The 21,319-nt window shown below is 66.3% G+C and carries 21 protein-coding genes and 1 riboswitch; of the genes, 15 read left to right on the top strand and 6 right to left on the bottom strand.

From position 1 onward, the window contains the following. Positions 1-11 precede the first annotated feature (11 nt). From Q4G20_RS04505 to Q4G20_RS04490, 4 genes are all read left to right on the top strand, one after another. Positions 12-242 (top strand): hypothetical protein, encoded by a 231-nt coding sequence (locus Q4G20_RS04505; protein ID WP_303342174.1) that lies wholly within the window; start codon positions 12-14, stop codon positions 240-242. A 141-nt stretch (positions 243-383) separates the two neighbouring features. After that, positions 384-722, top strand: a complete 339-nt coding sequence (locus tag Q4G20_RS04500) for a sarcosine oxidase subunit delta (protein WP_303342173.1) — start codon at positions 384-386, stop codon at positions 720-722. Further along, a complete protein-coding gene (locus tag Q4G20_RS04495) occupies positions 719-3,613 on the top strand; it encodes a 2Fe-2S iron-sulfur cluster-binding protein (RefSeq protein WP_303342172.1) in 2,895 nt (964 codons plus the stop codon). The genes Q4G20_RS04500 and Q4G20_RS04495 overlap by 4 nt, the downstream gene beginning before the upstream one ends. Next, entirely contained in the window at positions 3,606-4,121 is a 516-nt protein-coding gene (locus tag Q4G20_RS04490; protein WP_303342171.1) for a sarcosine oxidase subunit gamma, read from the top strand. The genes Q4G20_RS04495 and Q4G20_RS04490 overlap by 8 nt, the downstream gene beginning before the upstream one ends. A gap of 67 nt (positions 4,122-4,188) precedes the next feature. On the opposite strand, the gene Q4G20_RS04485 is transcribed toward Q4G20_RS04490, so the two are convergent. The 5 genes from Q4G20_RS04485 to Q4G20_RS04465 form a co-directional block, all read right to left on the bottom strand. Then, positions 4,189-4,995 (bottom strand): alpha/beta hydrolase, encoded by an 807-nt coding sequence (locus tag Q4G20_RS04485; protein WP_303342170.1) that lies wholly within the window; start codon positions 4,993-4,995, stop codon positions 4,189-4,191. Between the two features lie 568 nt (positions 4,996-5,563). Then, a complete protein-coding gene (locus tag Q4G20_RS04480) occupies positions 5,564-6,343 on the bottom strand; it encodes a heme ABC transporter ATP-binding protein (RefSeq protein WP_303342169.1) in 780 nt (259 codons plus the stop codon). Beyond that, positions 6,340-7,407 carry an iron ABC transporter permease gene (locus tag Q4G20_RS04475; RefSeq protein ID WP_303342168.1) on the bottom strand — a complete coding sequence of 356 codons (1,068 nt, stop codon included), beginning with the start codon at positions 7,405-7,407 and terminating at the stop codon, positions 6,340-6,342. Before Q4G20_RS04475 ends, Q4G20_RS04480 begins: the two co-directional genes overlap by 4 nt. Further along, on the bottom strand, positions 7,404-8,252 hold the full coding sequence (locus tag Q4G20_RS04470; protein WP_303342167.1) for a hemin ABC transporter substrate-binding protein: 849 nt from the start codon (positions 8,250-8,252) through the stop codon (positions 7,404-7,406). Before Q4G20_RS04470 ends, Q4G20_RS04475 begins: the two co-directional genes overlap by 4 nt. Further along, positions 8,249-9,301 (bottom strand): hemin-degrading factor, encoded by a 1,053-nt coding sequence (locus Q4G20_RS04465; RefSeq protein ID WP_303342166.1) that lies wholly within the window; start codon positions 9,299-9,301, stop codon positions 8,249-8,251. Before Q4G20_RS04465 ends, Q4G20_RS04470 begins: the two co-directional genes overlap by 4 nt. A gap of 144 nt (positions 9,302-9,445) precedes the next feature. Between Q4G20_RS04465 and Q4G20_RS04460 the strand changes: the two genes are divergently transcribed. From Q4G20_RS04460 to Q4G20_RS04410, 11 genes are all read left to right on the top strand, one after another. After that, positions 9,446-11,461: a TonB-dependent receptor gene (locus tag Q4G20_RS04460; protein WP_303342165.1), complete on the top strand. Its 2,016-nt coding sequence runs from the start codon at positions 9,446-9,448 to the stop codon at positions 11,459-11,461. 81 nt (positions 11,462-11,542) lie between these two features. Continuing rightward, entirely contained in the window at positions 11,543-12,313 is a 771-nt protein-coding gene (locus tag Q4G20_RS04455) for a MotA/TolQ/ExbB proton channel family protein (protein WP_303342164.1), read from the top strand. Continuing rightward, positions 12,310-12,705: a biopolymer transporter ExbD gene (locus Q4G20_RS04450; RefSeq protein ID WP_303342163.1), complete on the top strand. Its 396-nt coding sequence runs from the start codon at positions 12,310-12,312 to the stop codon at positions 12,703-12,705. Before Q4G20_RS04455 ends, Q4G20_RS04450 begins: the two co-directional genes overlap by 4 nt. A 3-nt stretch (positions 12,706-12,708) precedes the next feature. Further along, positions 12,709-13,083 carry a biopolymer transporter ExbD gene (locus Q4G20_RS04445; RefSeq protein WP_303342162.1) on the top strand — a complete coding sequence of 125 codons (375 nt, stop codon included), beginning with the start codon at positions 12,709-12,711 and terminating at the stop codon, positions 13,081-13,083. A 4-nt stretch (positions 13,084-13,087) separates the two neighbouring features. Beyond that, positions 13,088-13,336: a hypothetical protein gene (locus tag Q4G20_RS04440; RefSeq protein ID WP_303342161.1), complete on the top strand. Its 249-nt coding sequence runs from the start codon at positions 13,088-13,090 to the stop codon at positions 13,334-13,336. Positions 13,337-13,340: 4 nt separating this feature from the next. Next, entirely contained in the window at positions 13,341-14,192 is an 852-nt protein-coding gene (locus Q4G20_RS04435; protein ID WP_303342160.1) for an energy transducer TonB, read from the top strand. Beyond that, positions 14,189-14,929 carry a (2Fe-2S) ferredoxin domain-containing protein gene (locus Q4G20_RS04430; RefSeq protein ID WP_303342159.1) on the top strand — a complete coding sequence of 247 codons (741 nt, stop codon included), beginning with the start codon at positions 14,189-14,191 and terminating at the stop codon, positions 14,927-14,929. Before Q4G20_RS04435 ends, Q4G20_RS04430 begins: the two co-directional genes overlap by 4 nt. Further along, positions 14,924-15,115: riboswitch (cobalamin riboswitch) on the top strand. It overlaps the preceding gene by 6 nt. 102 nt (positions 15,116-15,217) lie before the next feature. Continuing rightward, the gene (locus Q4G20_RS04425; protein ID WP_303342158.1) at positions 15,218-17,326 is read left to right on the top strand and encodes a TonB-dependent siderophore receptor; all 2,109 of its coding nucleotides are present in this window, start codon (positions 15,218-15,220) and stop codon (positions 17,324-17,326) included. Then, a complete protein-coding gene (locus Q4G20_RS04420) occupies positions 17,316-18,104 on the top strand; it encodes an ABC transporter ATP-binding protein (RefSeq protein ID WP_303342157.1) in 789 nt (262 codons plus the stop codon). The genes Q4G20_RS04425 and Q4G20_RS04420 overlap by 11 nt, the downstream gene beginning before the upstream one ends. 10 nt (positions 18,105-18,114) lie before the next feature. Beyond that, on the top strand, positions 18,115-19,044 hold the full coding sequence (locus Q4G20_RS04415) for an ABC transporter substrate-binding protein (protein ID WP_303342156.1): 930 nt from the start codon (positions 18,115-18,117) through the stop codon (positions 19,042-19,044). A 4-nt stretch (positions 19,045-19,048) separates the two neighbouring features. Continuing rightward, positions 19,049-20,065 carry an iron ABC transporter permease gene (locus tag Q4G20_RS04410; protein ID WP_303342155.1) on the top strand — a complete coding sequence of 339 codons (1,017 nt, stop codon included), beginning with the start codon at positions 19,049-19,051 and terminating at the stop codon, positions 20,063-20,065. Between the two features lie 98 nt (positions 20,066-20,163). On the opposite strand, the gene Q4G20_RS04405 is transcribed toward Q4G20_RS04410, so the two are convergent. Next, entirely contained in the window at positions 20,164-20,961 is a 798-nt protein-coding gene (locus Q4G20_RS04405; RefSeq protein ID WP_303342154.1) for a DUF4344 domain-containing metallopeptidase, read from the bottom strand. Positions 20,962-21,319: the final 358 nt, after the last annotated feature.

Here is a 21,319-nt window from a genome sequence, read left to right as displayed (position 1 = left end):
AAGGCAATCCCATGGCTGAACGTAGTCACAATGGCCTCTATTTCATCGTCGGCGCGATCGTTGTTGTCGTCGCAGCGCTGTTCTTCTTTATGTCGGGCGGCACGACCACCCAAACCGGCAGCGCTCCGGCCACCGGCGGCACCAATGTCACGGTCGAAACCAACACGCCCGCACCGGCAGCCCCGGCAGTCACCGTTGAAACCGCACCTGCGGCAGAACCGGCACCCGCACCGTCAAACTGACGCGCGGCTTATCTTCTGTGTGAAAATATCCACGGGGGTCCGGGGGCAGTCAGCCCCCGGCCTTTGCGTTTCTGGGCCTCGGCCTGACCGGGCGCGCCCCGCCGCGCCGCGCCATTTCCCCCAACCACAGAAGGATGCCCCATGCTGACGCTGACCTGCCCCTGTTGCGGGGTGATTGCGGATGAAACCGAACTGACGGCGGGCGGTCAGGCCCATATCGCGCGCCAAGGCCCCGCCAGCTCGGATGCGGATTTCGAATCCTATCTGTTTGCGCGCCAAAATCCACGAGGCGTGCATTTCGAACGCTGGCGTCACGCCTTTGGCTGCGGGAAATGGTTCATCGCGGCGCGCTGCACGGTGACGTTGCAGGTGTTTGGCACCTATCCCGCGCAGACCAGCCAGCCGCCCGCCGATCTGATCACCGCGATCCAGACCGCGCGCCCCGATTGGCAAAACCCCTTTGCGACAGGTGACGCATGACGCACACGCCCCCCTTTCGGCTGGCTCACGGAGGCCGCCTGATCGACCGCGCCTGGCAGGTTCCGTTCCGGTTCGACGGGCGGCATCTGCGGGGGCTTTTGGGCGACACGCTGGCCTCGGCGCTGCTCGCAAATGGGCAGATGCTGATGGGGCGGTCGTTCAAATATCACCGCCCGCGCGGCCCGATCGCGTCGGGGGCCGAAGAACCGAACGCCCTGTTCGGTCTGGGCCAGGCGGGCCGGTTTGAACCCAATCAACGCGCCACCACCACGGCCCTGACGCATGGCATGATCGCGCGCAGCCAGAATTGCTGGCCGTCGCTGGATGCTGATATTGGCGCGGTGAATGGCTGGCTGGCGCCGCTGCTGCCGGCGGGGTTTTATTACAAAACCTTTATCCATCCGCGCCCGTTCTGGAAACATCTGTTTGAACCCATCATCCGCCACAGCGCCGGTCTGGGCCGCGCGCCGACGCAGGCGGACCCGGACCGTTACGAACAGGCTTATGCCTTTGCCGATACGGTGGTGGTGGGCGGCGGCATCGCGGGCCTGCGCGCGGCGGTTGAGGCCGCCAGCCATGGCCGCGTGATCGTGCTGGAACAGTCCCCGCAGTGGGGCGGCCGCACCCCAACCGACCACCCAGACGGAGCGGCCCAGATCGACGCCCTGCTGGCGCAACTGCGCGGCAACCCCAACGTCACCCTGCGCCGCAACACCATGGCGACCGGCGTTTACGATCACGGCTATCTGATCGCGCGCGAAAACCTGGCCGATCACGACCCGGACGCGGGCCTGCCCCGTCAACGCCTGTGGCGCATCCGGGCGGGGCAGATCATCACCGCGACGGGCGCGTTAGAGCGCCCCCTGCCCTTTGCCGGCAATGACCTGCCGGGGGTGATGCTGGCCAGTGCCGTGCGCGATTTTATCGCCGATTACGGCGTCGCGCCGGGGCAACGCATCATTGTGATCACAAATAACGACGACGCCTATCGCACGGCGCTGATCGCCCATGACGCGGGGCTGAACGTCACCGTTCTGGACGCGCGCCCGAACCCCACCGGCGCGATGCCCGACCAGAGCCGCGCCGCCGGGATCACGGTTCATCCCGGCACCGGCATCGCCCGCGTCCATGGCGCGCGGCATGTGACGGGCGTCACCCTCTGCGACCCGATGGGCGACGGCACCGCGACCGGGCATCTGGAATGCGATGTTGTGGCCATGTCGGGCGGCTGGTCGCCGGTGGTGCATCTGTTCAGCCATTGCGGCGGCAAGCTGATCTGGGATGACGCGCAGGCCCTGTTCCGCCCCGACCCCGACCACGCCCCCATCGGCGCGGATGGCCGCCCGAATGTCTCGGCCACCGGGGCCGCGAATGGCGATCTGACCTGTGGCGGCGCGGCCGAAGCCCCCATCCTGCCCGTCTGGGTCATGCCCGCGCAGGCCCCCTATGCCCTGCGGTCGAAAATCTGGCTGGATTTCCAGAACGATGTGAAAATGACCGATGTCGAACTGGCCGCGCGCGAAGGTTACGCCAGCGTCGAACACACCAAGCGTTATACCACGCTGGGCATGGCCACCGATCAGGGTAAGGTCAGCAATATCAACGGCCTTGCAGTTCTGTCGCGCGCCTTGGACCAGCCGATCCCGGCGACCGGCACCACGACCTTTCGCCCGCCCTATACGCCGCTGACCCTTGGCACCATCGCGGCCGAGGCACGGGGCGATGCCTTTCAACCCCTGCGCAAAACGCCGATGGATGGCTGGCACGCATCGCGCGGCGCGGCGTGGGAACCCGTCGGGCTGTGGCGGCGACCATTCTGTTACCCGCAAGGGGGCGAGTCCCGCCACGACGCCGTGATGCGCGAAATCCGGGCGGTGCGCGGCGGTGTGGGGATGCTGGATGCCTCGACCTTGGGCAAGATCATTGTGCGCGGGCCGGATGCGGGGCGGCTGTTGGACATGGTCTATACCGGGGTGATGTCCACGCTGCCGGTCGGGAAATGCCGTTACGGGCTGATGTGCAACGATAACGGCTTTCTGATGGATGACGGCGTGGTTGCGCGGCTGTCGGACGACACATGGCTGTGCCACACCACCACCGGCGGCGCCGACCGCATCCACGCCCATCTGGAAGATTGGCTGCAAACCGAATGGTGGGATTGGCGCGTCTTTACCGCCAATGTCACCGAACAATTCGCGCAAATCGCCGTGGCGGGGCCAAAATCGCGCGAATTGCTGGCGCGTCTGGGCGATCTGCCGGAACTGGCGCAAATGGCGTGGGGAACGGCGGAGCTTGCCGGGATTCCCGCGCGCCTCTATCGGATCAGCTTTTCCGGCGAACTGGCCTTTGAAATCGCGGTGCCAGCGGGGCGCGGGCTGGAATTATGGCAGGCGCTGCATGACGCGGGCCGCGATCTGGGCCTGACCCCCTATGGGACCGAGGCGATGCATATCATGCGCGCCGAAAAAGGGTTCATCATGATCGGCGATGAAACCGACGGCACCGTTATTCCGCAGGATCTGGGCCTGAACTGGGCCATTTCGCGCAAAAAGCCCGACTATATCGGCAAACGCGCGCAGGCGCGGCTGCATATGCGGGCGGGGGATCGGTGGCAACTGGTCGGGCTGGCCAGCGATCAGCTGCTGCCCGACGGGGCCTATGCCGTGCGTCCGGGGAAAAACGCCAACGGCCAGCGGCTGACCGAAGGGCGCGTGACCTCGACCTATTATTCGCCGACGCTGGACCGGCCGATTGCACTGGGGCTGGTCGCGCATGGGCCGCAGCGGATGGGGCAGATGCTGGAGTTTCCGCTGCCCTCGGGCGATGTGATCCGGGCGCAGATTGTCGATCCGGTGTTTTACGACCCACAGGGGGACCGTCTGAATGGATAAACTGGCGCAGATCACGCGCATCACCGGGTTGGGCATGGTCACGATCCGCGCCGACCTGCCGCGCATGGGCGAAGCTTTGGCGGAATCGGTGGGCCTGCCCATCCCCGACGCCACGCAAATCACCACCGACGGCAAACGATCTTTGGGCTGGATGGCCCCCGATGAATTGCTGCTGATGCTGCCGGTGGATCAGGTGGCCGACGCCCTCATTCTGCTGGAACAGGCGCTGACCGGGGAACCGGGGCTGGTCGTGGATATGTCGGATGCGCGCGTGATCATCGACATCACCGGCCCGCACACCGATGATGTGATCACAAAACTGGCCCCCGTGGACATTGCCCGCACCACGCCCGGAACCCTGCGCCGCAGCCGTCTGGCGCAAACCGCCGCCGCGTTCTGGCGCATCCCGGACGGCTGGCGCGTGATCGGGTTTCGGTCAACCGCCGATTACCTGACCACCATCCTGCACAACGCCGCCGCCCCCGGCACCGAATTAGCACCGCGCTGATGATCTTCTGTGCGCAAATATCCCCGCCGGAGGCATCCGCCCTATCCGCCACAGAACGGACCCCGCGCTAAGCGACGCGATCCAGCCACCGGCCCAGCCGGGCGGCGGCGGCGTCCCAGCCCTCGCCCAGCATCACCATATGCGGCAGGCCGGGGATCAGTTCGGCGCAGCTGCCGTAATACAGCCCCGTGCGCCAGACCTCATCCGCGGGGATCAGGGCATCCGCCGCTCCGCCCAGAACAAAGGTGGGCGGCGCGCAAAACGGCAGCGGCGCAATCGGAGGCCAGCCTTGCAGCGCCATCCCGATATGCGGCGATTCCGGCCCCATCCGCGCGGTCAAACCCGCAAGTTCGGCATCGGGCATGTCGGGCCGGAACAGAATATCACGCGCCACAGCCAGATCGTCGGGCGGCATCCGGCCCATCGACATATCCAGCATCACCCGGAAATGACGCGGCGCAAACAGCGCCAGACGCAGCGCCACCCCCGCCAGCCCCCAAGGCGGGACCGAGGCCAACAACGCCATCCCCGCCGCGCGCCCTCCGGTCTGGATGAATTTCTGCACGACCGCCCCACCCATGGAATGACCGACCAGAACCACAGGCCGCCCGATGCGGGCGACGGTCTGGCGCAGGTCGTTCACATAATCCGTCAGGGTCAAATCACCGATCCGATCCGCGCCCGCGCTGCCGCCATGCCCGCGCAGGCTGACGGCATGGGCATCAAACCCGGCGGCGGCGAAATGGTCCAGAAAATGCGCATCCCACACCCATGCGCCCAGATTGATGCCGTGGACGAACAGCAGCGCGACATCCCGCCGCCCGCCGGTCGCGGGGCGCGAGATCAGCTCTAATCCATTGGTTTCATGTGTCATCGGGCGTCCTTTTTTCAGGATCATGCCACGACCGCCACCGGCATGTCACCCCCGCCGTCCCCCCTTGGGATTGCGTCGATGTGATGCGGCGCGATGACGCCACCACAATTCCCAGCAATGCCAGCAGGTTATAGCGCCGCCAATGTCCCACCGGATGCCGGGTCGCCGTAAGCCGCCGCGTTGATCAGATGCACAACCGGCAGTCACGCCGCCCCCCAAATCCAGCAACCCTCCGCCAGCCAGCGCAGCCTTTGACATGCCGCCTGTCGGTGCGCCGGATGCTATCGCCCGCCGGTCGCGCCGTGACGAACAGGCTCAGCGGTCGGCGATGCCCCCCTATTCCCCCAATCCGAGCCTTCCGAATCACGGCCCAGCGCAGCGCATCAAGAACGGTCGCGGAATGGGCCAGCCCTGACCGGGCCGCTCCGCATCGCCCCATATCCAAACGGCATCCGGCCTTTCATCGGGCAGCCCCTCTCGGCTGATGGTGTTTCTGCGTCGGCAGGTCACGGAACCGGGTTCGCTGTCCTTTCCTGGGGACACCGACAGCGGCGTTCTTGGCGCGTTTTCATAAGCTTGGCACCCCCTGCACCCCCTGCGGCAGCACGAAAACCGGCGGGTCGGGGGTGACGCCCACGCGCAGATCGCACCCATAGGCCGCCGACAGATGCGCCGAGGTCAGCACATCGCCCGCGCCCCCCGCCGCCAGCACGCGGCCCTGCTGCATCAGCACGACCTGATCGGCACACATCGCGGTCAGGTTCAGGTCATGCAGCACCATCACCACACCGCCACCAGCCGTCGCGAAATCGCGCGCCAGCCGCATGACCATCAACTGATGTGCGATATCAAGGCTGCTGACCGGTTCATCCAGAAACAGCCATCGCCCGCCGGGGTCGCGGACCTGCGACAGCACTCGGGCCAGCTGCACGCGCTGTTGTTCGCCGCCCGACAGCTGTTGATACAGGCGCGGGCCGTGATCGGGCAGGCCGACCCGCGCCAGTGCCGCCGCGATCCCGGCGGATGTGGCGGTGCCGGTTGTTTCGGCACCGATGCGGACGATCTCGGCGGCGGTAAAGGGAAAGGACAGCGGGCTTGACTGCGGCAGCACCGCGCGGATGCGGGCCAGAGCGGATGCGCGCCGCGTGGCGATATCCTGCCCGTTCAGCACAACCCGGCCCGCATCGGGCGCGGTTTCCCCGGTCAGCAGGCGCATCAGGCTGGTTTTGCCTGATCCGTTCGGGCCGATGATGGCGGTGATCTGCCCGGTCTGAGCGGTCAGGCTGACGCCATGCAGGACCGGGCGGCCTCCGAGGCGCAGATACAGGTCATTCGCGGTCAGGGTCATAGGTCCAGCCCGCCCCGGCGCGACAGAAGGATCCACAGAAAGAAAGGCCCTCCGATCATCGCGGTCAGAATGCCGATGGGCAGTTCCGCAGGCGCGACAAGCGTCCGGCTGGCGATGTCCGCCGCCGCCAGCAGCGCGGCACCAAACAGCGCCGATCCGGGCAGCAGCCAGCGATGATCCGGCCCGATCACCAGCCGCAGCAGATGCGGCGCCACGATGCCGATAAAGCCGATCCCCCCGGCCAAGGCGACCGATGCGCCAGTCAGCGCCGCCGCGCACAGGATGGCGCGGGTCTTGACCGCCTGCACGGGGGTGCCGATATGCGCGGCGACCGCCTCGCCCAGAGCCAGCGCATTCAGCCCGCGCGCCAGGGGCAAGGCTGCGGCCAGCGCCACGATCATCAGCGGGGCGGCGGCGGACAGTTTGGCCCAACTGGCCCCCGCCAGCGATCCAAGGCCCCAGAAGGTCAGGTCGCGCAGCTGGCTGTCAGTGGCGCGAAAGATGATCATCCCGCTCAGCGCGGACACCATGGCGCCCAGCGCGATCCCCGCCAGCAGCATCGTCGCCACGGATGTGCGACCGCTGCGCGTTGCAATCCGATACAGCAGCAGCATCGCCGCCAATCCGCCCGCAAAGGCCGCGACCGGCACCATGTTCCACCCCAAGGCGTCACGGATGACCGCCGGCAGCGTCCCGCCAAGCACGATGGCAAAGATCGCCCCCAGTGACGCCCCGGCGCTGACCCCCAACAGGCCCGGATCGGCCAGCGGGTTGCGAAACAGCCCCTGCATCAGCACCCCGGCCACGGCCAGCGACGCGCCAATCAGAATCCCCGAGATCAGCCGGGGCAGGCGAATCTGGACCATCACCATCTGCGCCATCGGGTCGGTTGGCGCACCCGTCAGCGCGCCCGTCAGCGCGGGCCAGACGCGCAAATCCGCCGCGCCGCTGTGCAGCGACAGCACCGCCACCAGCAGGCACAGCAGCATCAGCAGCGTGACGGTCCGGCGGCCCAGATGGTCGCGGCAGCCGGGGGCGTCCTGCCCGTCCAGCGCGGCCATCATGCGCCTCCATACAGCGCGCGATGCAGGTCCAGCGCCGCCGCCCCGGTTCGCGGGCCAAAGCCCAGCAGGTAAAGCCCGTTCATCTGGATCACCCGCCCCTGACGCGCGGCGGGGGTCGTGGCAATGGCGGGCATGGCGATGATCTGAGCCTGCCGCGCGGCGAAATCGGTGGACCCGTCGCCACGATCCATCAGCACAATCGCATCCGGTGCGGCGGCGATGATTGCTTCGTCGGTCAGGGGCTTATACCCCTGATAGCCTGTGATGGCGTTTTGCGCTCCGGCCAGCCGGATCATCTGATCCGCCGCCGTGCCGGTCCCCGACGCCATGATGCGCCCGCCCTGCACGCCCAGCACGAACAGCACCCGCCGGGGCGTGGCCGCCGTCGATGCCGCCGCATCGGCGGCGCGGTCCAGATCGGCGCGCAGCGGTGCCAGCACGGGGGCCGGATCAGCACCCAGAGCCGCCGCCACGGCCTGCACCTTAGCCAGCGCGGCATCGGCGGTTTCGCCTGCGGGGATGGTCTGGAACGGCACACCCGCCGATTTCAGCAGCGCCACGGCCTCGGGCGGGCCAGCACCGTCTTCGGCCAGAATCAGGTCCGGCCGCATCGACAGCACCCCCTCGGGCGAGAGGCGGCGGATATAGCCGACATCCGGCAGCGCAACCGCCGCATCGGGCCATTGCGATGTGGTGTCGCGCGCGACCAGCCGGTCATGCAGGCCAAGGGCAAAGACGATTTCGGTCACCGCCCCGCCGATCGCGACGACGCGCTGCCCATCCGCCGCCACAGGCCCGGCCAGCAGCATCGCAAGGGTCAGGCTCAGGCTCAGCGGGCGGATCATGCCACGGCCTCCAAGGCGGGCAACCCGGCCACGAAACCGGCCCAGGCGCCCGCATCGCCGCCCTTGTCCGGGCGCGTCCCGAAACACTGAAAAATCAGCGCGCCGTCGGCGTCGAACGCCTCGACCGACCGCGCGGGGCCGCGTTTGGTCGGTTTGTCCACGGCCCAGACCTCGGCCACATGATCGCCGCGCAGATGCAGGTTAAAGCGGGGGTGCATCACGTTCAGCCACGGCCCCATGGGGCGCAGCGTGCCGAACCCGCCCGAATGAATCTGAATACAGCCCATATTGCCGACGAACATCATCACCTGCAGGCCGTGGGCCGCGACGCCGTCGATCAGCGCGGGGACAGCGGCGACGGCCAGAGGGCGCACGAAAGGCGCGCCAGCGATGCGATAGGCGCCCAGCCGGTTGACCTTCAGCCGCCGCACCAGCGTGTTGAACTGATGCGTGTCGGTCATCGCCGCCCATTCGCGGCGCAGCACTTCGGCGCGGTCCGGCGCGATCAGAGGGCCTTCGACCGGCGGGCGGGCGGCAAAACCGGCGCAGGGGGCCTGATCGTCGTGCCGCAGCGCGCCGATCAGCCGATCCCACCCGCCAAGGTCCGATTCCGCCCGCAGATACACCTTGTGGACCGCATCCCCTGCCGCATCAAAGACCTGTATTGACCGGCGCAGGCCGTCCTGCCCCGCCGTTTCGACCGCAAAGGCGTGGACCCAGTGGCGCGGAAAGATGCGCAGGTCAATCTCGGGGTCCAGCGTCATGGCGGCATGGGCGCCGTCGTGGAAATCGCGATAGGTGCCGATCTTTTCGATCACACAAGACCGGTTGCGCGTCAGCGCCATCACATCGCCCAAGCCCAGAATCTGCGGGATCAGCGCGCCGGGGCTGGCGCTGATCCGGGTGACGCCCTGCCCCAGCCGCGCCTGCACCAATGCGGCTTCGGGGATGTTCAGGCTGTCGGCCAGATCATAGGGCCGAAGCGTCGATGCGGCGGACAGGTCGCGCAGATGGGAGGGGGACAGCTGGAGGGTGGAAAACTCGTTCATCCGATGGTCCTTGACTGAAAAAGACAGACATCTGGCGACCGGCTGGATGCAATAGTTGACAGAATTAGTCTGATTCGTTATCCAGCACAAGTCACGCCAGCCTGTGCCAGCGCCTTTTCCAATCTCGCTTGTCACAGGACCGCCATGACCCGCACACTTACCGCGCTTTTCTGCACCGTTGCCCTTCCCGCCTTTGCTCAGACTGTCACGGTCAGCGGACAGCCCTATCTGCTGGATCAGATCGTGCTGCGCGCGGGGACCGAAAAGGTCGCGGCGCAGGTGCCGCAATCGGTCAGCGTTGTGGGTAACGCGGAATTGCGCGACATAGCACCGGCGCATATCGGGCAGGTGCTGGATCAGGTGCCGGGCGTCGCGGGCGTCGGATCGGGCAGTTTCTTTGGGCAGGCGTTCAACATCCGTGGCTTTGGGTCCGGCATGGCCGCATCCGAAACCGGGATCGTTCAGATTCTGGACGGCGAAAAGAAATATTACGAATCCTATCGTCAGGGGTCGCTGTTCGTCGAACCCGAATTCCTGAAGCGGGTCGAGGTGCTGCGCGGGCCGGGATCCTCGACGCTGTATGGATCGGGCGCTTTGGGCGGCGTCATTGCGATGGACACCATTGATCCGGGCGATCTGATCGCGGACGGCGCGCGTTCCGGCGGTCGGGTCAAGCTGGGCTATGGGTCGAACCCGCAAACCGCCTATGGCAGCATCGCCTGGGGCTGGCGGCCATCGGTGGATTTCGAGGCCCTGGCGGCCTTTGCCCTGCGCCAGAACGGGGACCTGACGGATGCGGACGGCGCAACCCTTGTGCGCACGGACAGCCGGGTGCCGAATGTCTTGTTCAAGGCGCAGCAACGCATCGGCGACCACCAGATCAAGGCGTCCTATCAGCAGCTTGAGGCGCGGGGCGACAATCAGGACTTTAACCAGCTGGACGGCCCGCAGGCCGGCCTGTTTCCGGGCTTTCCGGGCTGGGGGGTCGGCGACATCGTAACGCGCGACCGGACGGCGCGGCTGGAATGGGGCCACAACCCGGAAAATCCTCTGGTCGATGCGACCGTGACGCTGTCCTATACCAGCACGCTTAAAGATATCCGGCAGGGCGATGATCCGGCCGAACCGATCATGGCGTCGCTGCTGGGGCGGCGCGACTATGCGCTGTGGACGCTGAGGGGGCAGAATGTCGCGGATTTATCGGGGGCGGGCTACAGCCATTTTGTGACCGCCGGGGCGCAAATGTCGTGGCAGGACCGGACCAGTTCGGTTCCGTCCTCATCGCACCCCGAGGCAAAGACGGCGACGGCGGCGCTGTTTGCCTTTTCCGAATTTGAACGGGGGCCGCTGACCGTCAATACAGGCCTGCGGGTGGAACGCCAGCGGACCCGGCCCGCCGACAGCGTGACCTATTCCGATGATGTGGTGCGGGCGGATTCGTTTGAACCGCAAATCGCGGCGATTTACCGGCTATCGGATGACTGGTCGGTGTTTGGCTCGGCGGCGATGGTCAACCGGATGCCGAATGTGGACGAACTCTATGACGGGTTCCGGGGCGCCGCGCCGTCGCCGGACCTGAAAACCGAAAAGGGCCGCAATCTTGAAATCGGCCTGTCCTGGCGCGGTCAGAATGTCGCCCGCGACGGGGATGAGGGCGCGGTCAAGCTGACGCTGTTTCGCAACCATATCAGCGACATGATCGTGCGCACGAACGGGCGTGCGCCGGTGCCGGCCTATACCAACCTTGACCGCGCCTATCTGCGCGGCGGCGAGATCGAGGCCAGCTATCTTACCGGCGCGATCGAACTGGGCGCGGCCCTCAGCTATGTCACCGGCAAGGATCAGGACGGCACGGTTCTGGACAGCCTGCCCAACAATCGCGCGGTGCTGTCGGCGGCATGGCAGGCCACGGATGAATGGCGGTTCGGCGCGCGGTCCACGCTGGCCGCCGGGCGGACCAAAGCGGACGGGAATCGTCGCGCGGGCTATGGCGTTCACGATATTTTTGCGACCTGGACGCCGCAGACCGGCCCGGCCCGCGGCATGGCGCTGCAACTGGGCGTCGATAACGTCACCAACCGCGATTACACCCCCGCGACCTATCAAAGCGGCCCTGCGGCGGGGCGCAACGTCAAAATCGCGCTGTCGCGCAGCTTCTGACGACCGATGGCCGCGCGACGGCCCACCCCTTGCGCGCTTTGTTTGCATGACGCCGCGCCTGTCGTGCGCTAGGGTGACCAGATGATGACAGGGCGGGCGGCGATCGCCCGCCCGTTCCTGACCCTTCCCCGCCACACCGAGGTTCCGATGCCCATGACATTTCCCGATCTTGTGACGCTGTTGGCGCAGATGCCCGGCTATGCCTTGCTGCGTGATGGCGGCTGGACGATGTGGATGATCGGCGCGCTGTCGGTGGTGCTGGTCGCCGTGATCTTGTGGAAGCTGGCCGCGCTGTGGTCCTTGGGGGTGTGGGGCGGGCAGGCATCGCGCCGGGCGGTTGAATTATGGGCCAAGGGCCGTCATGGCGATGCCTGCGCCGCCGTCAGGGGCCGCAGCTCGGCGCGGGCGCGGGTGGCCTATGCCGCCATCGGCACAACGCTGGATTCCCGTTTCCATGACGCCGCCGCGCGCGAGGAAACCGTCCGCATCGCGCGCCAGACGCTGTATGACGCGCGCAAAGGCCTGCGCGCATTGGAACTGATTGCCACGATTGCGCCGCTTTTGGGGCTGCTCGGCACGGTTTTGGGTATGATTTCCGCCTTTCAGGTGCTGCAAACGGCTGGGGCGCGGGCCGAACCGTCCGATCTGGCTGGCGGCATCTGGGAGGCGCTGTTAACCACCGCTGCCGGAATGTCGGTGGCGATCCCGGCGGGAATCGCGCTTAGCTGGTTCGAATCGATCGCGGACCGGCTGCAAGCGGATCTTGAGGATCTGGCCACCCGCATCTTTGTGACGCCCTCGGCCCATCGCGCCGCCGCAGCGCAGGCGCCCTTTCCCGAGACCGCAGCATGACCCGGACCGGGTTCGATCTGGGGCCACGAAGAGGCGTGCGGCGCATGTCGCTGACGCCCATGATCGACGTGGTGTTTCTGCTGCTGATCTTTTTCATGCTGGCCTCGCGCTTTGGCGGCGATCAGGTGCTGGCGCTGTCGGGCGGCGGGGCCGGGTCGGGCGCGGTGTGGGACGGCCCGCCCCGTCTGGTGCGGATCGAGCCGCAGGCGCTGCATCTGAACGGGGCCGAAATCGCGGCGGATGGCCTGATCGCGGCGCTGAGGCCGTTGATGCCGGACCCCGGCGCATCGGTGGTTGTGCGCGCGGGCGACGGGGTGTCGCTGCAACGGCTGATCGGCGTGATGGATGTTCTGCAAGGCGCAGGCATCACGAATCTGATCGTGGTTGAATAAGCCATGCGCATCGACCTGCCCCCCCGCACGCCCGCCACGGAATCGATCATTCCGATGATCAATGTGGTGTTTTTGCTGCTGATCTTTTTTCTGCTGACGGCTCAGATTGCCCCGGCTCCGCCTTTTGATCTGACCCTGCCCGAAAGCCATGCGGATCAGGCGGCACAGGGGCGCGACGTGCTGTATCTGTCGGCGACCGGCGAATTGGCCTTTCAGGCGGCACGGGGCGATGCGGTCTGGCCGCTGCTGGCGGCGGTGCCGGGTCCGGTGGAGTTGCGCGCCGATGCGCACATGCCTGCCGCCGATGTGGTGCGGGTGTTGGGGCGGCTGCGTGGCTTGGGTGGCCCGGCGGCCTATCTGGTTGTGACGGAGGACTGATGGGATGCGGCGCGCGGTCGAGATCACCGGGTTTGCCATCATCGCGGCTGCGCTGCATGTGGTAGCGGCGACGCTGATACTGGCGCAATCCGCGCCGTCGGGCGATGCGGTCTGGCCGCTGCTGGCGGCGGTGCCGGGTCCGGTGGAGTTGCGCGCCGATGCGCACATGCCTGCCGCCGATGTGGTGCGGGTGTTGGGGCGGCTGCGTGGCTTGGGTGGCCCGGCGGCCTATCTGGTTGTGACGGAGGACTGATGGGATGCGGCGCGCGGTCGAGATCACCGGGTTTGCCATCATCGCGGCTGCGCTGCATGTGGTAGCGGCGACGCTGATACTGGCGCAATCCGCGCCGTCGGGCGATGCCGACACGGACTCGGCCCCTGCGATCCATCTGGGCGGTGACGCGATGACGGATCTGGTCGCGGCCTGGGAAGCAGAGTGGCAGGCCCTGCCCGACCCCGAGGCGGAACCTGCGCCAGAACCTGAACCTGCCCCGGAACCCGCCCCAGAACCAGAACCAGAAACCACAGCTATGCCTGAACAGCCCCCTCTGCCCGCCCCTCAGTCCACGCCGGAACCGGTCATCGCCGCTGCGGAACCTGACGCGGCGCCAAGCCCTGTCCTGACGGCTTCAGCACGCCCGACCGCGCGCCCTGATCGCCCCCGCCCGCAGCATGTGCGGCAGCCCAGCCCTCAGCCGCGCCGGGAACAGGCCGCGCAACCCCATCCCCAACGGCAACCCTCCGCGCCGCAGCGCGTCGGACAGGCCGGGGCGTCGCGGGTGGCGGCATCGGGCGGCGGCGACGGCCTGTCGGATGGACGCCGACGCGATCTGATGCGGCAATGGGGCGGGCAGATCCGTGCCTGCATCAGCCGCCGCGCCAGCCCTCCGCGCGGCATCCGCAGCGGCGGGCGCGTGACCTTGGCCTTGACGGTGGGCCGCGACGGCGCGATCCGGGCGGTGTCGGTTGCCGGGGCGTCGGGTCAGCCGGCACTGGATCAGGCCGCGCTGACCGCCGCGCAGCGCGCCGGACGCTGCCCTGCGGCCCCCTCTGGGCTGGATCATCCCAGCTACAGCTTTCAACTGCCCATCCAGCTGGACCAACGATGAGCGGGGCCGTCATCCTTTATGGCCGCGCCAGCTTTATCCGGCAGCAGCGTTTGCAGCCGCTGGCGCAGGGGGTCAAAGGGCCGATCGTCGAACTGGCCTATGAAGACCTGTCCGGTCCGGCCCTGCCCGATGTGATCGACGCATTGGCCACCAAAGGGGTGACGCAGATCACCGTGGTGCCGTGCGGGGTGCCGGCGGATGCCTCGATCAGCGCATGGCTGCCCGGCGCGCTGTCGGCGCATGTCGCGGGCCGGGTGCAGGTCGCCATCACGCCGGGGATCGAGGCGTTTCTGGACCTGCCCGGCGCAATTCAGGCCGCGCTTGCCGCGCCCGCGCAGGATATCGCCACCGTCCCGCCCAGCATGGGCAAACCCGGCTGGTCCAACGTGCCGCTGCATCGCCGACAGGTGTTTTTCTGCATGGGCGCGCGCTGTGCGCATCGGCAGGGATTGCCGCTGTATCAGCATCTCCGCCAGTTGATGAAGGCCGAACGCAGCCTGGCATCCGGGCCGGGGCGCGTGATGTGCGCGCGCAGCAGCTGCCTGTTTCCCTGCAACCAAGGCCCGCTGATGGTCGTGCAGCCCGATGGCGTCTGGTATGGAGGGCTGACGCGCGACCTGTTGGCGCGGATCGTGCGCGAACATCTGATCGGCGGGCAACCCGTCCGCGACGCCATGATCCATCATCGCCCCATGGGCGGCGCATCGCCATTGACGGAGGATGGCGGTTGCGGCTAAGCTTTGGTTGACGGTTTCCATTTGGAATAAAAAGGGAACGCAGTTCGGGCCTGTGGCCCAAATCTGCGGCTGCCCCCGCAACTGTAGGCGGTGCGCGTCTGCCATAGGCCACTGGGTGCGATCCGGGAAGGCGGCAGGCGCGGTGATCCGCGAGCCAGGAGACCTGCCGTCAGCCGTTGTCACGCGTGAACCCATCGGGCGGGGTGTCCTGATCGGTCAGTGATCTGTCCCGTTTTGGGGCGGTGTCGCGTTTGCGGTGACGGTGAAATGATCGCAAGGGCCAAGGCCGTGATTAAAAATCAAATCCAATATGCGGGCCTTTGCGCCCGCCGCATCGCTGTGATGGCGCTGTCGATGGCGGCATGGCCCGCTGCGGCGCAGCAGCAGCAGCAGACCATCGTTCTGGACACCATCGTTCTGCACACGCAGACCGCGCCCCTGAACCTGTCGCGCGACAGCACCGCAGGCAGCCGCGTGGGTCTGACCATCCGCGACACCCCGGCCAGCGTCGAGGTAATCGACGGCCAGACCATCCGCGCACGCGGGCAAACCGACGTCAATCAGGCCATCGTGCAGAACGGCACGGGCCTCAGCTATCACGGCAGCCCCGGCAATGGCGGCACGGCGCTGTCGATGCGCGGCTTTGCCGGGCATGGGTCCATCACGCGGCTGTATGACGGCACGCGGCTTTATCCGGCGTCGGGGACCATCACCTTTCCCGCCGATACGTGGAATGTGGACCGGATCGAGGTTCTGCACGGCCCGGCGGCGGTTCTCTATGGCGAAGGCAGTGTCGGCGGCGCGGTCAATATCGTGCCGAAAAAGCCGCGCTTTGACGCAACCCGGACCGAGGCGCAGTTTCTGGCTGGCACCGATGGTTTGCTGGGCTATGGCGTCAGCCGCGCGGGGCCTTTGGGCGACCGGCTGGCCTATCATCTGGACATCAGCCGCCGGCAATCGGATGGCTGGGTGGATGGCGGGCGCACGTCCAGCCGCGCGGTGACGGCGGGGCTGGCATGGCAGGCGACCGACACGCTGACCGTCAGCCTGACCCATGATTTTGCGATGACCCGGCCCATGGCCTATTTCGGCACGCCTCTGATCAATGGCGACCTGGACAGCCGCATCCGCAGGAACAACTATAATATCGAGGATTCTCTGGTCCGGTTCCGCGACAACTTTACCCAATTGCGCGCGGAATGGGCGATCAATCCCAATGTCACCCTGTCCAGCACGCTTTACGCGCTGCGCAGCGACCGCGATTGGCGCAATGTCGAAAGCTATGCCGCCTCTGGTGGGGATGTGCTGCTGCGTCACAGCTACATCGCGATCAACCACAATCACCAGCAAACCGGCACCCGCACCGAACTGACAATCAACGCCGCGCCGCAGGGCATGGAAACCACCACGGTTGTGGGATTTGACCTGAACCGGATCCGGTTTCGCAACACCAACAACTCGCCCTATTCGGGGGAATCGACCGTCAGCCTGTGGAACCCGGTGCGGGGCGGCTTTGGTCCCTATCATCTGGCAACGACAGCCGATCTGACCACGCAGCAATCTTCGCTGTTTGTCGATCACCGCACCAAGGTGACGGGCAACCTGTCGCTGGTGGGGGGGCTGCGTTATGACAAACTGCGCGTCAGCCGTGTGACGCCCTCGTTCACGCATGATCTGGCGTCAACCAATTGGCGGATCGGCGCGGTGTATGACGTAACGCCCGATGTGACGGTGTATGCGCAATATTCCCGCGCCGCCGAACCCATCGGCAATATCCTGTCGATGGCCCCGGCACAGACCCGTTTCAAACCGACCCGCGCCCGTCAGGCCGAGATCGGCATCAAAGGCCAGTTCTGGGATGGGCGGGCCGAGGCCACGCTGTCGGCCTATCAGATCGTGAAGCGCGACATGCTGACCCGCGATCCGAACGACCGCACGGTGATCCACCAGATCGGCCAGCAATCGTCCAAAGGCATCGAGGCCGCCATCGGCGTCGATCTGACCCCGACGCTGCGGGTTGACGCGAACGCGGCCTTTCTGACGCCGCGCTATGATGATTATGTGCAGGCCGCTGCCGATTATTCCGGCCATCAACCGCCCAATGCTCCGCGCCGGGTCGCGAATATCTGGGCGTCGTGGGATGTGGCGCAGGATTGGACGCTGCGCGGCGGATTGCATCATGTCGGGCGGGTCTATACCTCGGACGCCAATACCATGACGCGCCCGTCTTACACGACCGTCAATGCCGGGGCATCCTGGCGTCCGCGCGCCGATATCAGCCTGGATCTGACCCTCAACAACCTGACGAACAAAACCTATGCCACGTCGGGCGGGGCAAGCCAGTGGATGCTGGCACCGCCGCGCAACGCCTCGCTGGCGCTGAACCTTGCGTTCTGACATGGCGATTGATCTGACGGTGCGGGGCCTGTCATGGGGTCCGCGTCCCGACCGGCTGATCGTCCGAGAGGTCAGCTTTGACGTGCCAGCCGGAACGACGACCGTCATCGTCGGGCCAAATGGCGCGGGAAAATCAACGCTGCTGCGCAGCATCTACCGCCAGAACCGGCCCTTATCGGGGCAGGTGCTGGCGGGCGGGCGCGATATCTGGGCGATCCCGTCCCGCGATGTGTCGCGCCTGATTGCCGCCGTGCTGCAGGAAACCGCCCCGGATTTCGCCTTTACCGTGCGGGAAATGGTGGCCATGGGGCGCATCCCTCACCGCACGGGCCTGCTGGCGCGGCACGAATCCGACACAGCCATCGTCGCGCAGGCGCTGAGCGATTTTGAACTGGCCGATATGGCCGAACGCCCCTTTGCCCTGCTGTCGGGGGGCGAGAAACAGCGCGCCTTGCTGGCCCGCGCCATGGTGCAACAGCCGCGCCTGCTGGTTCTGGACGAACCGACCAACCATCTGGACATCCGTCATCAGCTGGACATCCTGCGGCTGTTGCAACATCTGCCGCTGACGGTTCTGGTGACGCTGCATGACCTGAATCTGGCGGCGGAACTGGCCGATCAGGTGCTGGTGATGCGAGGCGGGCGCGTGGTCGCCATCGGACCGCCGCAAGCGACTCTGACCCCCGACACGATCCGCACCGCCTTTGACGTGGACACCGATACAGACCGCCATCCGCGCAGCGGGCGGCCTCGATTCTCTTTTCGCCTTCCATCCTGAAAGGACCGCTATGTTCCGCATTCTTCTGCCTTTGCTGGCGCTGACAGCCACGCAGGCCGCCGCCGATCCTGTCACGGTTCACAGCTGTGACCGCGATGTCACCGTGACCACTGCGCCTGAACGGGCCGTCGTCACCGGGTCGAACCTGACCGAAATCATGCTGGCCCTGGGGCTGCACGATCAGATGCTGGGCTATACCGGCCGAGGCCCGGATCGCGACGATGACGGCATGTTCCCCGCCTTTGCCGATCTGCGCCAGATTCAGCGCGAACGACCCAGCGTTGAAATGCTGTTGGAACACAACGCCGATTTCCTGTTTTCGGGCTGGAATTACGGCATGCGCGTCGGCGGAGAGGTCACGCCCGAATCGCTGGCCCGTTATGGCATCGCCGTTTACGAACTGTCCGAGTCCTGCGTCCATCTGGGCCAGCAGAACGCGCCCAGCTTTGACCTTCTGTTCCGCGATCTGACCAATCTGGCGGCGCTGTTTGGCCATCCCGACCGGGCCAGCACGCTGATTGCAGGATATCAGGCGCGACTGGATGCGGTCGCCGAAACCGTCGCCGCGCGCGGCACGGATCCGTTGGTGTTTGTCTATGACAGCGGCGACAAGGCCCCCTTGACCGCCGGAGGATACGCCATGCCGCAGGCCATCATCGAGGCCACCGGCGCGCGCAATCTGGCCGCCGATCTTGAAGCAAACTGGGCGCGCATCGACTGGGAAACCGTGGCGGAACGCAACCCCGATGTCGTTCTGATCGTCGATTACGGCGATGTCAGCGCCGAAGATAAAATCGCCTTCATGAAAAATCACCCGGCCTTTGCCCATATCGGCGCGGTGCGCGATGACCGCTTTCTGGTGCTGTCCTATGACGCGATGACGCCGGGGCCACGCAACATCGACGCGGTCGAAAGGCTGACCGCGTTTCTGGCGGACTAAGGCGATGCCTTATCGATTCTGGGCGGTCTGTCTGGCCGGGCTGGCGGTGCTGATGCTGGCAATCACGCTGGCGGTCAGCATCGGGCCGGCCCCGATCCCCTTTGGCACGGTCTGGTCCGTCATTCTGAACCGGCTGGGCCTGACCGCGTTTGATCCGCATTGGCCGATGGGGCGCGAACATATCATCTGGGATTTGCGCCTGCCGCGCGCCTTTCTGGCCGCCATCGTCGGCGCGGGTCTGGGGATGGCGGGCGCGGTGATGCAGGGCGTCACTCGTAACCCGCTGGCCGATCCGCATTTGCTGGGCGTGTCGGCAGGCGCGGCCTTTGGTGCCAATCTGGCGATTTTGCTGGTCGGCAATGTGATCGGCGCCCTGACCGTGCCGCTGTTTGCGTTTTCGGGCGCGTTGCTGGCCACCGGCCTGGTGGTGTCCGTCGCAGGGCTGACCCGCAGCACCGGGCCTACGCGGCTGATCTTGGCCGGGCTGGCCGTGTCCTTTGTCATCGCCGCCGCCAGCAATGTGCTGATTATGCTGGCCGATCCGCGCGCCATCAGTTCGGTGGTGTTCTGGATGCTGGGGGGGTTTGGCTTTGCGCAATGGGACAATCTGGCCTTTCCTCTGGCATCGCTGGCGGCGTGTGGCGTGGTCTTTGCGCTGCACGCGCCCCAGCTGAACGCGCTTGCCATGGGGGACGAAACCGCCGCGACCTTGGGCATATCCGTGCGCGCGGTGCGGCTGCGGCTGTTGATTATCAGCGCGTTTCTGACCGGGGTTCTGGTCGCCTTTTCGGGGATGATCGGATTTGTCGGGCTGATGATGCCCCATATCGCGCGGCTGCTGATCGGCGGAGACAACCGCCGCGTTCTGCCCGCCAGCGGCTTGTTGGGCGCGATTTTTCTGGTGCTGGCCGACACCGCCGCGCGGCGCCTGACCGCGCCCAATGACATGCCCATCGGCGTGGTCACCGGACTGATCGGGGGGCTGTTCTTTATCCTGCTGCTGACGCGCGATCCGCGCTGACCGTCTGATGAAATCCGCACGCCGCGCCTAAAGGGTTTCGCCCCTCAACATGCCGCCAAGGTCGGGGCGCGATTGCCCGCCCCGACCGGCACATGTGGTTACTGCGCCTTGCCCGGTTCGTCGCCCGACGCCAGCAGCCGATCCAGAAACAGCGGATATTCCGTGCAAATCTGGATTTCCGACAGGTCGGGGTCGTAGAACGCGTTTTCCTCGCCACAGGGGATCAGCGCGACGGTCAGCGGTTTCGGCAACCGGAACTGGTCGTTCAGGGCCGCAACCTCATCGGACAACAGCTGGGTCAACAGCGGGGTCCAGCGGGCGTCCGTCGCGCCATCGGATGCCGCATCCGGTCCCCGAAAGCTGACGCGCCCCGGCTGTCCGGCATCCGCCAGCCCGTCCATCACATCGCCCCAGGCATGTTCGACCTGCGCGCGCTCGGCCTCGCACAATTCCACCCGCTCGGGCGGCAGGTCCACAGCGTCCAGCACATGGCGGCGGCGTTCAGGATCGCCCGCGTAATAGAGACAGGCAACGGTGTAATGCCGCTGCTGGTCGGTGGAATGTTCGTCCCACCATGCGGGCGGTTCGGTCTGATCCTGCCCCGCCAGCCAAAAGGCCAGAGCAACATCGCTGGCGATCTGATCCGCCCGGTCGCGATCCCACAGCGCATCCGACAACAGGATCGCCAACTGGTCGGCGGCGTCCTCCTCTTTCCCCAGAACCGGCAGGTCCAACTGATCAATCAGCGCATGGCCCAGTTCGTGATAAAAAATCCACAGAGTGTTGGCGGCGATAAAATCCTCACGCTCGGCCAGCTGCGCGGGGGTTTCGGTCGCGGCACCCAGCGGCGCGCAGGTGAGGGCAAGCGCGGCAATGGCGGTTCTGAGATTTTTCATCGGGTTTGGTCCTTTTTTTCGTGCAATCCGGCGCCCTGACGCCATGGCGTCACGCAGCGGATACCCCGGAAAAACAACACATTCTTCCGTCAGCCGGGGCATGGCAGGAGATGGGATATTATTCTGACAACCGCAAGATGCGAGGCGCAGAGCGCTAATGCCATTTGCGTGTAAAAGACCACGCGCCGGTTTGACCGCGTTTCTGACGGACTCGTCTGCAGACAGGCCGGACATTTTGCAGACGGCCTCGACGATCTATGCAACGAACGTTTCTGAACTGACCAAAGCGCTCAAGCAACCGGGAACCCGCGGACTCTTTGCGGCTGCTGATCGCGAAGATCGTGCTGACACCGGGAGC

This window comes from Paracoccus sp. (in: a-proteobacteria) (assembly GCF_030538495.1).
Taxonomy (GTDB): Bacteria; Pseudomonadota; Alphaproteobacteria; order Rhodobacterales; family Rhodobacteraceae; genus Paracoccus.
The sequence above is the reverse complement of the archived record's forward strand: the minus strand, read 5'-3'. Positions and strand labels throughout refer to the sequence as shown.

Bases quoted from the DNA above. Each gene is read 5' to 3' on its own strand.
- Q4G20_RS04505 (WP_303342174.1), top strand. From the start codon at position 12: ATGGCTGAACGTAGTCACAATGGCCTCTATTTCATCGTCGGCGCGATC.
- Q4G20_RS04500 (WP_303342173.1), top strand. From the start codon at position 384: ATGCTGACGCTGACCTGCCCCTGTTGCGGGGTGATTGCGGATGAAACC.
- Q4G20_RS04495 (WP_303342172.1), top strand. From the start codon at position 719: ATGACGCACACGCCCCCCTTTCGGCTGGCTCACGGAGGCCGCCTGATC.
- Q4G20_RS04490 (WP_303342171.1), top strand. From the start codon at position 3,606: ATGGATAAACTGGCGCAGATCACGCGCATCACCGGGTTGGGCATGGTC.
- Q4G20_RS04485 (WP_303342170.1), bottom strand. From the start codon at position 4,995: ATGACACATGAAACCAATGGATTAGAGCTGATCTCGCGCCCCGCGACC.
- Q4G20_RS04480 (WP_303342169.1), bottom strand. From the start codon at position 6,343: ATGACCCTGACCGCGAATGACCTGTATCTGCGCCTCGGAGGCCGCCCG.
- Q4G20_RS04475 (WP_303342168.1), bottom strand. From the start codon at position 7,407: ATGATGGCCGCGCTGGACGGGCAGGACGCCCCCGGCTGCCGCGACCAT.
- Q4G20_RS04470 (WP_303342167.1), bottom strand. From the start codon at position 8,252: ATGATCCGCCCGCTGAGCCTGAGCCTGACCCTTGCGATGCTGCTGGCC.
- Q4G20_RS04465 (WP_303342166.1), bottom strand. From the start codon at position 9,301: ATGAACGAGTTTTCCACCCTCCAGCTGTCCCCCTCCCATCTGCGCGAC.
- Q4G20_RS04460 (WP_303342165.1), top strand. From the start codon at position 9,446: ATGACCCGCACACTTACCGCGCTTTTCTGCACCGTTGCCCTTCCCGCC.
- Q4G20_RS04455 (WP_303342164.1), top strand. From the start codon at position 11,543: ATGATGACAGGGCGGGCGGCGATCGCCCGCCCGTTCCTGACCCTTCCC.
- Q4G20_RS04450 (WP_303342163.1), top strand. From the start codon at position 12,310: ATGACCCGGACCGGGTTCGATCTGGGGCCACGAAGAGGCGTGCGGCGC.
- Q4G20_RS04445 (WP_303342162.1), top strand. From the start codon at position 12,709: ATGCGCATCGACCTGCCCCCCCGCACGCCCGCCACGGAATCGATCATT.
- Q4G20_RS04440 (WP_303342161.1), top strand. From the start codon at position 13,088: ATGCGGCGCGCGGTCGAGATCACCGGGTTTGCCATCATCGCGGCTGCG.
- Q4G20_RS04435 (WP_303342160.1), top strand. From the start codon at position 13,341: ATGCGGCGCGCGGTCGAGATCACCGGGTTTGCCATCATCGCGGCTGCG.
- Q4G20_RS04430 (WP_303342159.1), top strand. From the start codon at position 14,189: ATGAGCGGGGCCGTCATCCTTTATGGCCGCGCCAGCTTTATCCGGCAG.
- Q4G20_RS04415 (WP_303342156.1), top strand. From the start codon at position 18,115: ATGTTCCGCATTCTTCTGCCTTTGCTGGCGCTGACAGCCACGCAGGCC.
- Q4G20_RS04410 (WP_303342155.1), top strand. From the start codon at position 19,049: ATGCCTTATCGATTCTGGGCGGTCTGTCTGGCCGGGCTGGCGGTGCTG.
- Q4G20_RS04405 (WP_303342154.1), bottom strand. From the start codon at position 20,961: ATGAAAAATCTCAGAACCGCCATTGCCGCGCTTGCCCTCACCTGCGCG.